The sequence below is a fragment of the Nocardia altamirensis NBRC 108246 genome (genome assembly GCF_001612685.1).
In the GTDB taxonomy this organism is placed as follows: Bacteria; Actinomycetota; Actinomycetes; order Mycobacteriales; family Mycobacteriaceae; genus Nocardia; species Nocardia altamirensis.
The window spans coordinates 166,497-178,998 of record NZ_BDAY01000009.1 but is presented as its reverse complement, the minus strand read 5'-3'; the positions used below and the strand labels follow the sequence as shown (position 1 = coordinate 178,998).

Here is a 12,502-nt window from a genome sequence, read left to right as displayed (position 1 = left end):
CGCCGCTCAGGCTTCGAGGAGGCGCTTCTTCTGCTCGTCGACGTCGAATTTGGCTGGGGGCCATTCGAGATCGAGTTTTTCCAGCGCGTCGATGAGCAGCTCGGTGATCGCGAGCCGCGAGTACCACTTGCGATCGGCCGGGATCACATGCCACGGGGCGGATTTGGTGGAGGTGCGTTCCAGCATGGCCTGGTAGGCCTCTTGATAGTCGGGCCAGTACCCGCGCTCATCGATGTCGGCCGGATTGAACTTCCAATACTTGTCCGGTCGCTCCAGCCGCTCTAGCAACCGCCGCTTCTGCTCGTCGAGCGAGACGAACATGGCCACCTTCACCACCGTGGTGCCCTCGTCGACGAGTTCCTTTTCGAAGGCGTTGATCTCGTCGTAGCGTGGCTCCCACTCCTCCTTGGGCACCAGGTTGTGCACCCGGACCACCAGCACGTCCTCGTAGTGGGAGCGGTCGAAGACCCCGAGCTGGCCGCCGCGGGGCAGCGCCTTGCGGATCCGCCACAGATAGTGGTGCCGCTTCTCCTCCTCGGTCGGCACCCCGAAGGCGGCGTGGTCGACGCCCTGCGGGTCGACCGAGCCGATGACGTGCCGGACGATGCCGCCCTTGCCCGCCGTGTCCATGCCTTGCAGCACCAGCAGCACGCTGCGCAGATCGCCGGAGCGTCCGTTCGCGTAGAGCCGCTCCTGCAGCGCGGACAGCACCTCGGTGCGCTCGGCAAGCAGCTCCTGGCCTGCGCTCTTGTCGCCCTTGAACCCTGGAGTTCCTGAGGTGTCCAGGTCAGCGATCCGCAATCCATCGGCCTTCAGCGCCTCGGTAGCGGGGACAGACCAGCCCTTTTTCGCCATGGAATACAGCTAACCACGCGAATATGCCTGATCTGTTCAACAACATTGTGTAGAGGGAACGTTTCTCGCATCCGTTCCCACCACAGCGCGAGTCTTAAGAGCGCTGCAATTAGACCCTGATGTGCGCGAGACCGATCAGTTGCGCGGCGAAGTCGTCGTCGGAGACGGGGGTGAGGATGAGGTCCTGCGAGGTGGTCAGCAGGTAGCGGCCGTCGCCGGTGAAGTCGAGCCAGGTGCGGTGCCTGGTCGGCGGCGACATCGGGTTGTCCGGTTCCACGGTGACGGTGAGGAAGCCGCGGCCGTCCACCGGTTTTCGCAGGGTCTGGCGGAAGCGGGCGGCGCCGCGATGCCCGTTGGTGACGAACGGTTCGGTGCGATCCGGGCTCAGCACCGCGTCCTGTGGTTCGCGCATCGTGCCGAGCCTGCCTGCCTGCGCGGAGCCGATGACCTGCACCAGCCGCTCGCCGACCTGGCGGGCGTGGCACATCAGCACCGTCACCTTGTCCGGGGTGGCGACCAGGATGCCCGCGTGATTGTGCACCACCGCGGCGTAGGCGAGGATGCGTTCGGTGTCGCCGCTGGTTCCGTTGCGCGGCGGCGCGCTGCGCTCGCCGGACAGGGTGATGGTGGTGGCGTCGGAGCGGCCGCACAGCATCAGTGCGGCGGCCAGGTCTGGATCGGCCTGGCGGGCGAAGCGTTGTGGCAAACGCAGTGCGGCGTATTCGGATTCGGTGCGCACGGTGGCCGCAGGCACCATGTTGACCGGGTAAGGCCTGCGATCGAGGCTGGTTTCGTTTTCCCAGACATGCGAGAACTCGTCCGGTGTCAGCACCCACTTCACTGTGTGCCGCCCCCGTTGCCCGCGGGTGGCAGCTGAGTGACTCCATCCGAGGAGGGGACGAAGCTCGGCACCCGGTCGCCGGAGGCGGGCATGGTGGGGGTGTAGACGTAGGTCATGGTGTCTCGCACGTCGGCTTCGACCGCGGCCGCGGCGCTGTCGTGCTCCATCCGGCGCTTGCCGCCGTATACCGCCTCTGCGGCAGCGTCTTCGAGTGGACGGTACGGCTCGATAGGTGGGATGGCTCCCCGGATAGTCTGCGCGGCATCGCAATTCAACTCCATCAGGCGCGCGACCGCGCGGCATACATCGTGTGCTTCCGCACCGGACGAGGCGAACTCTCTGGTGGCACGCGTCGCGGCATCGGCGGTGCGGCCCGACCAGCGGGCGAATTCCCGGTTGGCGGCGTCGGAAAAGGCTTGGAACGCTTCGGCGACCGCGCTCGCGTTCGCCTGCCAGGCAGCGGCGACGTGGCCGAGTGCGGCCGGATCGAGCACCTCGTGGACCAGCTCCCAGATCTCCTGGTGACTGTAGGAGCCGAAACGTTCCCGATCCGGCGCGTACGCGGAATCGGTTGCGCCGGTGCGCAGTCCGGCCAGCTCCCGGCGGATGCTGTCGGCCGCCGCCCGTGCCGCGGAGTCTGCCATCGCCGGTGCCTCAGCCGTCGCTGTCCGGCGCGACCCTGGCAGGCACGGACAGGTGCTCGGCGACGAGGTCGATGGCCGCCTTGTGCGCGGCCTCGGCGTCGGCAAAGCGTTTGCCCGCAGCCAGATACGCGGCTTTGAACAGCAGTGCGGTTTCCTGGAAGGCCGCGAGGGTGTCGAGGTACTGTCTGCCCTTGTCGCTGAATCCGCGGGTAAGGCCTTGTCCGGTAGGAAGATTCGGGAAGCCGGTCACGTCGGTCACCAGATGTCCGGTGGCCATGGCGTTGTGCAGGTCCTCGACCAGCTTGTCGCAGGCGGCTGCGAGGTTGTCGGCCACATCGGCGGCCAATTCGAAAGGCGTGCCCCCACCCTCGCCGATCGCCGCCGCGTACAGCAGTCGTGCGGTGCCCTGCCCGGTGTCCGGTACCGCCATCTGGGAAACCCCCTCTGTTCGGTCCACTCCCGTGCCGCAGTATTCGGATGCGCACTCTACCGGGCGGTAACGGATACTGTGCGCCGCTTGACGACGCGGGCACCCTGTGATGTGGGGCACGATCGCGCCGCTGGCTGCCGCGCTGAAAAGCGCTGGGGGCGCTGCCAACCGACGAGGGCAGAATGGTGGCGTGACATTGCCTGCGCAGACCACAGTGTTGTCGATCGGATTGCATCCGAGCACCATCGACTACAGCAAGATTCCCGATCTCGACCTCGCGACGATGACCGCGCGGATCGAAGCGGGCAACGCGGCGCTGCGCGCCGCCGGGCTCGACGTGGTGACCTGTCTGGTGCCGACCGATCCCGACACGGCCGAGGCGGCGGTGCGCGCCCAGCTGGCCGAGCAGACGTTCGGGCTGGCGATGATCGGCGGCGGGGTCAGGATGATGCCGGAGCACACCCTGCTGTTCGAGCGGCTGATCAACACCATCGCGGAGCTGTCGCCGGGGATTCGCTACGCGTTCAACAGCTCGCCGGAAACCACGATCGACGCGATCCGGCGGTGGGTCGGCGCCTGACCGCTCGTCGAGCAGGCTGCGGGCGCGGGCTCGTTATGCTGGCCTGGTGAGCGCACTACCTGCAACATTGGTGACGGTCGCCGAGGATTTGGGCTCGGTGACGACGGTGGGGCGCGAGGACGAGGCGGCCGCCGCCGGATTGACGGCGGGGGACGTCGAGGCGCTGTGGAGTTCGGTGCTCGCCTGGTATCGGCTGGGGACCAGCCCCGCTATTCAAGTGTGTGTGCGGCGCAACGGGAAGATCGTGCTGAACCGGAGCATCGGGCACGGCTGGGGGAATGCGCCGGGGGATGCGCCGGACGCGGAGCGGGTGCTCGCGACGCCGGAAACCCCGTTCTGCGGGTTCTCCACGGCGAAAGGCGTTGCCGCGGCACTGATGTTCATGCTCATCGAGCAGGGTGCGTTCGGTCTCGATGATCCGGTGTGCACCCACATTCCGGAGTTCGCGGCACACGGCAAGGACGCGATCACGATCGGCCACGTGCTTTCGCATTCCGCGGGGGTGCCGTTCATGACGCCGCCGTACCGCGGATTCGACGTGACGGTCGACGAGGAATTGGCGGTGCGCGCGTTGGCCGAGCTACGGCCGAGCTGGCCGCCCGGTCGATTCCGGATCTACCACGCATTGACCAGCGGGCTGATCCAACGGTTGCTTGTGCAGCGGGCGACCGGGAAATCGATGCGCGACCACCTGTCCGAGCAGGTGCTCGAGCCACTGGGGTTCCGCTGGACCAACTTCGGTGTCCGCCCCGAAGACGTGGACAAGGTGGTGGCCGGGGTGAAGACCGGGCCTGGACCGTCTCGGGTGTCGAAGTTTTTGGCGCGCAAGGCACTCGGCGGCGGCATGGGCGGCGCGGTGTCGCCGGACAAGACGCGGGCCTTCCTCACCGCCGAACTGCCGTCGGGCAACCTCGTGACGACGGCCTACGAACTGTCCCGGTTCTACGAGATCCTCACTCGCGGTGGTGAACTCGACGGGGTGCGGATCATGCGGACGAGCACGCTGCACGACGCGGTGCAACCGGCGAACCGGATCCCCGGCCTGGCGGGGCGGGTGAGCCGCGCAGGCTTCGAACTCGGCGGCCGGAGGTCGAAGTTCGGCCGCAACACCCAGTCGCATTTCGGTCGAAGCGGCCTGACCACCCAGTACGGCTGGTCCGATCAGGCGCGCGGCCTCGCGGGCGCGATCCTGACCAGCGGCAAGGCAACCACCGATACGGAGCGCCCCGCGCGCCTGGTCGCCCAGATCTCGGCAACCGTCGATCGCGCGGACGCGCGCTGACCGATTCATTCGCTTGGCGCGAATGTGTCGATTTTCTCACTGGCCGTACCGAATTCCGACATTTTTTCGATACGGGAGGCGGGCGTGTGCTGGATGCGCCTCTTGTTCGAGATGGAGGTCGATGATGCGGCAGTGGAGTAGACAGGGGAGCAGAGCAGGACGGCTGATCATGGTGTCCGCCGCGGCCGGTGCGTTGGTGCTCGGTCCCGCCGCCCTCGTCACGACGGCGTTCGCCGAGCCGACCCCGGCCGCACCCGTCACCCCGGCGCCGCCCGCGACCATTGCCCCGCCGACCGCAATTCCGCCCGTCACCACACCGCCGGTGACCATCCCACCCGTGACGACCCCGCCCGTGACGACCCCGCCCGTGACGACCCCGCCGGTGACCACTCCACCTGTGACAACGCCGCCGGTGACCACCCCGCCCGTGACAACCCCGCCGCCGCCGTGGGATCCCTACGGCCCCGACGGCTACGACACGTTCGGCTATGACCGTTCCGGTTTCGACCGCGCCGGCTACGACCGTTACGGGTACGACCGCTCCGGCTTCGACCGTTTCGGCTACGACCGCGCAGGCTACGACCGTGCGGGGTACAACCGGTTCGGCTACGACCGCTGGGGTTACGACCGGTGGGGCTACACCGACCAAGGCTGCGCCCGGTCCGGCGAGGACCGTCCCGACGCCGACCGTGCCGCCTGCGAGGCACGCCGCAACGTGCGCCCGTTCACCGGCAGCGCCGGCTAGTTACGGCACAGCGCGGCGTCGATGACGGCGTTCATGTCGGCTTGATACATGACCGTGGTCACCGGGTCGGGGAGCTGGTTCATGCTCACGGTGACCGCGCGCCCCGCGGTGGCGGCCTCGAGGACGAGGAAGCCGTGCATGGCTCCGCCGTGACTCCATACCTCCATGCCGCAGGCGTTGGTGCGATGGAACAGACCGAGGCCGAAGTCGTCGCCGCGCAACGGGTCGCCGGAGGGCACGATGTGCTGCATTTGCGCCAATTGCGCGGGCGGCAGCACCGTTCCGGACAGCAGCGCCAGAAAGAATCGGTTCAGGTCGGCGCCGGTCGAGACCATCGCGCCGTCGGAAAGGCCCCAGCCCGGGTCGATATCGGCGACGTCGATGAGGGCGCCGTCGAAGTTGTGATAGGCCCGGGGATGCGGCGCCCGAAGGGCGTTCTCCAAGGGAAACAGTGGCCAGTAGGTCTCGTGCAGGCCGAGCGGGAGCAGGATCCGGCGCGTGACCTCGACGCCGACCGGGCGACCCGTGACCTGTTCGATCACCTTGCCCGCCAACAGATATCCGGTGTTGGAGTAGCCGGTGCTCGTGCCTGGGTCGAACTCGGCGGGCTGGTCGAGTGCGAGCCGGATCAACTCGTCCGCCGAGCGAGGACGCTGCAGATCGGCAACGGATTCCAGGCTCAGGTACGAGAGATAGTCGGGTATTCCGCTGGCGTGCTGCAACAGATTTCGCACGGTGATCCGGTGTCCGTCACCGCCTGGCCCGCGGACGAGGCCGGGAAGATACTGCTCCACCGGGCTGTCCAGATCGACCAGCCCCTCGGCGACCAGCTGAAGCAGCACCGTCGAGACGAAAGTCTTGGTATTGCTGGCGATTCGCACCTGAGCATTGCCGGGGAACGCGCCGCCGGTGCCGAGATCACCGATCCCGCTGACGATTTCGGCGTGCCTGCCATCGCCGCTGACCACCAGCTGTGCGCCGGGAACACCGAGCGTTCGCACCAGAGAGTCCAGGTCGTTCTGCAGCCACCCCAGGTCCGGCCCTGTTTCGGCGGCCGCGCCTGGTAGGGATGAAACCGCGGCTGCCACAACCATGGCCGTCGTCATCATGAAACGCCGCACGGGTGCTCCCTCTTCGTCGCCAGTGCTCCCCGCGGCCCCCGCACGTATTCGGGCAGCACACGACGGTGCCACCACGGCGAATGGTGGTGGCACAAGTACGGTCTGAATCTGTCACAAGTGTTATCCCGGCGCGGGGAAAGATCGTTTCCGACTCGAACCTTTTCGCGGCGACGGCGTGGCGGCAGCAGCTCCGGGTTACGCGGGCCTGGTGGCGCTGACGTACTGCAGCAACCGGTGCACGTCCTGTTCGACGTCGACCAATCCCGACGCCGCGAAGAGCTCGGGAAAGGTCCGATCGTCGAAGACGCGCAACCCGATTCGGCCGCCGAAGACCCGGCTGACCTCGCCGAACGCGGAGTTCGCGCGATAGCTGGTGGTAATGGCGATGCGCCCGCCCGGCGCGAGCACCCTGATCATTTCCCGGGTCGCGGCGATCGGATCGGGGATCAGATACAACGCGCCGAAGCAGCACACCGCGTCGAAGGTGCCGTCGGCGAACGGGAGTACGCGCGCGTCGCCGCGCAGGTACCCGACGCGTGGCCCCGCATTGTCGGCGACCGCGCGGGCCAGCATCGGTTCCGAATAGTCGAGACCGACGGCGTAACCGCCGTCGGTCAATGCCTCGCTGAGGTGACGGGTGAAATTGCCGGGCCCGCAGGCGATATCGAGCACTCGCCGCGCACCGTCCAACCGCAGTGCGCGGACCGCGTCACGGCGATCGGACGTCGTCGTTCGCCCGCTGGCGAGATAGAACAGCGTCGGTCGCCACGCCCGCTCGTACACCGCGGCCAGCGCAGGGTGATTCATCGTGCGTCGCGCCAGGTTCATGGTCAGGCCCGCGCGACCTCGATCGTCATCCCCGCCGCCCGCAACCGCTCGGTCAGCGCGTCACCCATCGCCGCCGCAGGCGTGAGAATGCCCGCCAGTTCCGGCTGCTTGTCGGTGTCGAAGGCCAGGGAAAGCCCGCTCTCGCCGAGCAGCACCGCGGTCGCCTTGTAGCCGGGATCGCCCTTGGCGGCGAAGGTCGCGACGTACTTCGCACCCGAGGTGGTGTGCGCGAACGTCTTGTGGGTGAACCACCCACTGTCGCGGGCCTTTTCGCTCGGCCCGGTGCCCGGCTTCGGCAGCACCCGGTCCAGCAGCTTGCGCCCGAGCGAGACCCGGGACAGCACCGCGCCCGCCGCCATGCCTGCCACGATGCCGCCCGAGATGCCAGCGGCCACCAGCGGCGCCGCCGCGGATTTGCCCGCGTTCATCACCTCGCGGTAGCGGAAGTTCTTGCCGTACACCCAGCCGAGCAGGCCGTTGGTCCTGCGCACGATCTTGGTGTTGTGGCTGGCCATGATGAAGGTGCTGACCCAGCCGTCGAGGCTGGGGTCGATGGCGCTGGCGCGGGAGAGCGCCTGATCGGACTGGCGGCCGACGTCGGGGTCCATCGACTTGTCGGGGCTCAGCGAATAGGGGTGCCCGAGCACCGATCCCTTCTTCGGGTCGGCGGCGATCGCCTCCATCATGGCCCGGCCGGAGTCGATGGTGCCGCCGCTGGCGCCGCCCTTGATCGCGGCGACCATGGTGGTGTCTTCCAGCTCTCCGGTGTTGTCCGCCACCGACCGCTGGTACAGCAGGTACACGGCAAGATCCGACGGAATCGAGTCGTACCCACAGGAATTCACGATCTTCGCGCCGGTCTCGACGGCTTGCTCCTGATAGCCGTCGATCGCGTCGCGAATGAACAGCGGCTCGCCGGTCAGATCGGCGTAGTGCGTGCCCGCCTTCGCGCAGGCGGCGACGAGCGGCATCCCGTAGCGCAGGTACGGCCCGACGGTGGTGACGACGACCTTGGTCTGTGCGGCCAGTGCATCGAGCGCAGGCTGATCGCCGGAATCGGCGACCACCAGTCCCCAGCCCGCGGCGGCAGGCCCGAGTTCGTCCCGCACCGTGGTCAGCTTGTCCAGCGAGCGCCCGGCGAGCGCGATGCGCGCGGTCGCCGGTGCGGCGTCGATCAGGTACTGCGCGGTGAGTTTTCCGACGAAACCCGTTGCGCCGAACAGGACTAGGTCGAACTCTCGATTGTCTGCCATTGTCTTCCGTTCTATGGGGACGGCAAGCCGGCGAAGCCGGCGGGGTGGGTGAGCACTGGGGACGGCAAGCCGGCGAAGCCGGCGGGGTGGTGCGCGCTGCGATCACGCGTCGGGTTGGGCGGCTTTCGCTGGTTTCTTCGCCTTGGCGCGCGACTTCTTCGGCACGACCGGCGGATGGTCGGCCAGCCAGGCGTGATGCACCTTGCCGAGTTCGGTGACGGGCGGTTCGCCGTAGATCCATTCCCGCGAGATGCGATGCCAATTCGCGGTGCAGCCGAGCTGGCCGAGCATGCCGAAGGTGAGGAAGTCGGCGCGGCGGGAGAACAGGTGCTCCGGCGGCAGGTTCTGCTGCTTCATCCCCGCGAATTCGCTGGCCCTCGGGTCCACCGCGAGCAGGAACGCGCCGCTGGCCAGCTCGGGGGTGATGGTCAGGTCCTCGTCGATCAGACACCATTCCGAGGCGGCCAGCACGTATTCCAGACATTCGTCGGCGCCGATCTCGTCGGGCGAGTCGATCACGCCGCGCTGAATCATCAGGTCGCGCAGGTCTTCTGCGCGGTCCTCGGCGGCCGCGCGCAGGCAGGTCAGCTCGAACTGCACGTGATCGGGATCCATCCGGTTGAACAGCCCGAAGTCGAGAAAGGCGACCCGGCCGTCCGCGGCGAGCAGCACGTTGCCGGGATGCGGGTCGCCGCAGAACTCGTTGAAGGTGAACAGCGAGCCGACGTAGAAGCGATAGATGATCTCGCCGATCCGGTCGCGGTCCGGGTCCGGCAGCTCACGGATTTCCTCGAATCCCTTGCCTGCCACGTATTCGCTGACGAGCACCCTCGTGGTGCTGAGTTCCGGCATCGAGCGCGGCACCACGATGAACGGGTGGCCCGCGTAGAGCTCGGCGATCTGTAGCTGGGTGTTCGCCTCGGCCTGATAGTCGAGTTCGCTCTCCATGTTGAGCCGCAGCTCGTCGAGCACCGCGGGGGTGACCCACGGCATCGCCGACTGCAACACCCTGCGAAACATGGCCAGGTTCTTCAGGTCCGCGCGCACCGCGGCGTCGATGCCGGGGTACTGCACCTTCACCGCGACCTGCCGCCCGTCGTGCAGCCTGCCCCGGTAGACCTGGCCGATCGAGGCGGCCGCGATCGGCTCTGCCTCGAATTCGGCGAAGATGGTGTCGAGCGGCTGGCCGAAATCGTCCTCGATCACCTGGCGCATCGCGGCGAACGAGACCGTCGGCGCCGCGTTGCGCAGCACGGCGAGGCGCTTCTGGAACCGTTCCCGATGCGACTCCGGCACCAGGTCCATGTCGAGCACGGACATCATCTGCCCGAGCTTCATGGCAACGCCCTTCATGGTGCCGAGCACCATCACCACCTGCTCGGTGGTGCGAATCATGGACTCCTCGGCCATCTTCGCGCGCACGGCCTCGGATCTGCCGCGCATCGACAACCTGGCGCGTTGCGTGCGGATCACCGAGCTGGCCGCCACAGCACCCAGCTTGGTGCCACGAGCAAGCCGGGAGGTCGGTACTTGCTTCGCCATCGAGGTACCTCCATTGGTGCCGGGGCGCGGGGCGGTGACGCAGCCCACTCGGCGCACCGCTCGCGTTCAGAGTAGCCAACCCCGCGACAATGTCGAGACCCTCGTCATACTTTTGCTAGCACCCGAGCTAGCGCCAGGGGAGTCCGTGGCGATCGATCAGTTTGCCGAGTTCATCCCCGGAGCGGGCAGCACATGCGGCTGTGCGTTGAACACCTCGCGCGAGCCACCGGCGCCCGCCATCCCTTCGATGGCGCTCCACGTCATCATGGTGAGGTAGTCGATCACCTCGTCGCGGGTCATCGTCTTGTTCGTCGTCCACCAGTGCGTGGCCAGCTGAATGCCGCCGACCAGCACGTAGGAGCACAGCGCGACGCCATCGGTCAGGATGCCCTTCGCCGTCGCGCGGTCGATGATGACGGCGGCGACCACCTCGGCGAACAACTTCTCGAACTCGGCGAGCGAGGACTGGTCGGCCGAGCCGTTGCCCATGATGAAGCGGTAGACCTCGGGGTCCTCGTCGACGGTGCCGACGTATTCGCCGAGCGCCGTGCGGACCAGCTGGTACTCGTCGGCGTCGAGGCTGATCGCGCCGTAGACCCTCGGCATCAGCGTGGTCTCGATGAATCGCTGCATGGTCGCGTGGACCAGGTCGTTCTTATCGGAGAAGTACCGGTAGAGCACGGTTTTGGAGACGCCGATCTCGGCGGCGATCTCGTCCATCCCCGCGTTGCTGCCGCGGGCTCGCACAGCGGCAAGAGTGCCGTCGACGAGTTCCTCGCGGCGGTCGATCTTGTGCTGGCGCCATCGGCGTTTGCGGCCATCCTGTCGGCCGGTGCGCACCGCCGCCGGTCGATCGGCAAGTTCGCCGACGTCGACAAGGTCATCGGTGGACAGCGTGAGCTCCCTCGTTAGTCGTTCCCTCTAGGCACCACCAGCTTAGGTCCCGGCCGCCGGTGATATGCGCGTTTGGGTCTCGATGCGACGGGTTGCACAACTTCGGTGCTTGACGTGCGCGCGGCAGCGCACACAGCAGAATGGGAAGTATGGAGAAAGCTCCCGGCAACATCGCGGTCCTGGAAACGCCAACGGCGCCGCCCGCGGCCGCGCCCCTCGGCTTCGCCTCCGTGCTCGATGAGGCAGCCAAACGGCGTGACCTGTGGCGGATGAAATCGCTGGCCACCGGGTTGCTTGCGCTGGCGACGGCGATCTATCTGTTCTGTCGCTGGATGGAATCGCGTGGCATCGGCGGTGCGTGGGTCGACTACGTACGCGCCGCGTCCGAGGCGGGCATGGTCGGCGCACTGGCCGACTGGTTCGCCGTCACCGCGCTGTTCCGGCATCCGCTCGGCCTGCCCATTCCGCACACCGCGATCATCCGCAAGAAGAAGGATCAGCTCGGCGAGAGTCTCGGCGCCTTCGTCGGCACGAACTTCCTGTCGCCGGACGTGGTTGCGGCGAAGGTGAATTCCGCGCAGATCTCCTGGCGGGTCGGTCGCTGGATGGCCGACCCGGTGCACGCGGCGCGGGTCGCCGAGGAGAGTTCGACCCTGCTGCGTGCGGTGGTCGGGGTGCTGCGCGACGAGGATGTCGAGCAGATCATCGATCAGACGATCATCAAGCGGATCGCCGAACCGCTCTGGGGTCCGCCGATCGGCCGGGTGCTTGCCGAGTTGCTCGCCGACAACCGGCAGCTGCCGCTGATCGACATGCTTGCCGAGCGAGCGCATCAGTGGGCGTTGGGTTCCCAGGAGACGATCGACCGGATCGTTTTGCGGGATGCACCGCAGTGGGCTCCGAAATTCGTCAATATTTTGCTTTCCGAGCGGATCTACCGGGAGTTGGTCGAGTTCACCTGGAAGGTCAGGTCCAACCCCGAGCACGAGGTGCGGCTCGCGGCGAATCGGTTCCTCGAGGAATTCGCCGAAGACCTGCAGCACGACGACGCGATGATCAAGAAGGCGGAACGGATCAAGTCCCAGATCATGGGCCGCGACGAGATCACCGGCATGGCCGAGGCGACCTGGCGCGCGGCCAAACAAATGATCTTGGATTCGGCCGATGATCCCGACAGCGCGCTGCGGCGTAAGGTCGGCGAGAACGTGCAGCAACTCGGCGAACGGCTGCGCGACGACGCCGACATGCGTGCCAAGGTCGACGGCTGGATCGACCGGGGGGCAAGGTATCTCGTGCAGAACTACGCGGGGGAGATCTCGACCCTGGTCACCGACACGGTTGCCAGGTGGGATGCCGACGAGGCGAGTAAGAAGATCGAATTGCAGGTAGGCCGGGATCTGCAATTCATCAGAATCAACGGAACGGTCGTCGGTTCGCTTGCGGGCCTGGCGATTTACACAATTTCGCAGTTGATGTTCGGCGGCTGA

13 protein-coding genes are annotated in these 12,502 nt (G+C 67.2%); 4 read left to right on the top strand and 9 right to left on the bottom strand.

The features are described 5' to 3' along the window. Positions 1-6: 6 nt before the first annotated feature. The 4 genes from NA11_RS05700 to NA11_RS05685 form a co-directional block, all read right to left on the bottom strand. Positions 7-855, bottom strand: coding sequence for a polyphosphate kinase 2 family protein (locus NA11_RS05700; protein WP_069160662.1), 849 nt, complete (start codon positions 853-855; stop codon positions 7-9). Positions 856-964: 109 nt separating this feature from the next. Next, the gene (locus tag NA11_RS05695; protein WP_245745730.1) at positions 965-1,687 is read right to left on the bottom strand and encodes an ESX secretion-associated protein EspG; all 723 of its coding nucleotides are present in this window, start codon (positions 1,685-1,687) and stop codon (positions 965-967) included. Between the two features lie 5 nt (positions 1,688-1,692). After that, complete coding sequence (locus NA11_RS05690) at positions 1,693-2,340, bottom strand: hypothetical protein (RefSeq protein ID WP_084654200.1); 648 nt, start codon at positions 2,338-2,340, stop codon at positions 1,693-1,695. 10 nt (positions 2,341-2,350) lie between these two features. Then, positions 2,351-2,770, bottom strand: a complete 420-nt coding sequence (locus NA11_RS05685; protein WP_069160660.1) for a hypothetical protein — start codon at positions 2,768-2,770, stop codon at positions 2,351-2,353. 190 nt (positions 2,771-2,960) lie between these two features. Here NA11_RS05685 and NA11_RS05680 point away from each other — a divergent pair, with 190 nt between their 5' ends. From NA11_RS05680 to NA11_RS05670, 3 genes are all read left to right on the top strand, one after another. Next, on the top strand, positions 2,961-3,350 hold the full coding sequence (locus NA11_RS05680) for a hypothetical protein (RefSeq protein ID WP_084654199.1): 390 nt from the start codon (positions 2,961-2,963) through the stop codon (positions 3,348-3,350). Positions 3,351-3,396: 46 nt separating this feature from the next. Continuing rightward, entirely contained in the window at positions 3,397-4,632 is a 1,236-nt protein-coding gene (locus tag NA11_RS05675; protein ID WP_069160659.1) for a serine hydrolase, read from the top strand. A gap of 121 nt (positions 4,633-4,753) precedes the next feature. Next, positions 4,754-5,377 (top strand): hypothetical protein, encoded by a 624-nt coding sequence (locus NA11_RS05670; RefSeq protein ID WP_141717426.1) that lies wholly within the window; start codon positions 4,754-4,756, stop codon positions 5,375-5,377. On the opposite strand, the gene NA11_RS05665 is transcribed toward NA11_RS05670, so the two are convergent. The 5 genes from NA11_RS05665 to NA11_RS05645 all read right to left on the bottom strand — a co-directional run bounded on the left by NA11_RS05665 (position 5,374) and on the right by NA11_RS05645 (position 10,961). Continuing rightward, positions 5,374-6,498 carry a serine hydrolase domain-containing protein gene (locus NA11_RS05665; protein WP_141717425.1) on the bottom strand — a complete coding sequence of 375 codons (1,125 nt, stop codon included), beginning with the start codon at positions 6,496-6,498 and terminating at the stop codon, positions 5,374-5,376. The two genes, NA11_RS05670 and NA11_RS05665, sit on opposite strands and share 4 nt — an antisense overlap. A gap of 195 nt (positions 6,499-6,693) precedes the next feature. Beyond that, positions 6,694-7,305 (bottom strand): class I SAM-dependent methyltransferase, encoded by a 612-nt coding sequence (locus NA11_RS05660; RefSeq protein ID WP_245745729.1) that lies wholly within the window; start codon positions 7,303-7,305, stop codon positions 6,694-6,696. Between the two features lie 23 nt (positions 7,306-7,328). Next, positions 7,329-8,579, bottom strand: coding sequence for a saccharopine dehydrogenase family protein (locus tag NA11_RS05655; RefSeq protein ID WP_069160656.1), 1,251 nt, complete (start codon positions 8,577-8,579; stop codon positions 7,329-7,331). Between the two features lie 102 nt (positions 8,580-8,681). Next, positions 8,682-10,121, bottom strand: a complete 1,440-nt coding sequence (locus tag NA11_RS05650) for an ABC1 kinase family protein (RefSeq protein WP_069160786.1) — start codon at positions 10,119-10,121, stop codon at positions 8,682-8,684. A gap of 156 nt (positions 10,122-10,277) precedes the next feature. After that, entirely contained in the window at positions 10,278-10,961 is a 684-nt protein-coding gene (locus tag NA11_RS05645; protein ID WP_069160655.1) for a TetR/AcrR family transcriptional regulator, read from the bottom strand. Between the two features lie 203 nt (positions 10,962-11,164). Here NA11_RS05645 and NA11_RS05640 point away from each other — a divergent pair, with 203 nt between their 5' ends. Then, positions 11,165-12,502 (top strand): DUF445 domain-containing protein, encoded by a 1,338-nt coding sequence (locus NA11_RS05640; RefSeq protein WP_174567662.1) that lies wholly within the window; start codon positions 11,165-11,167, stop codon positions 12,500-12,502.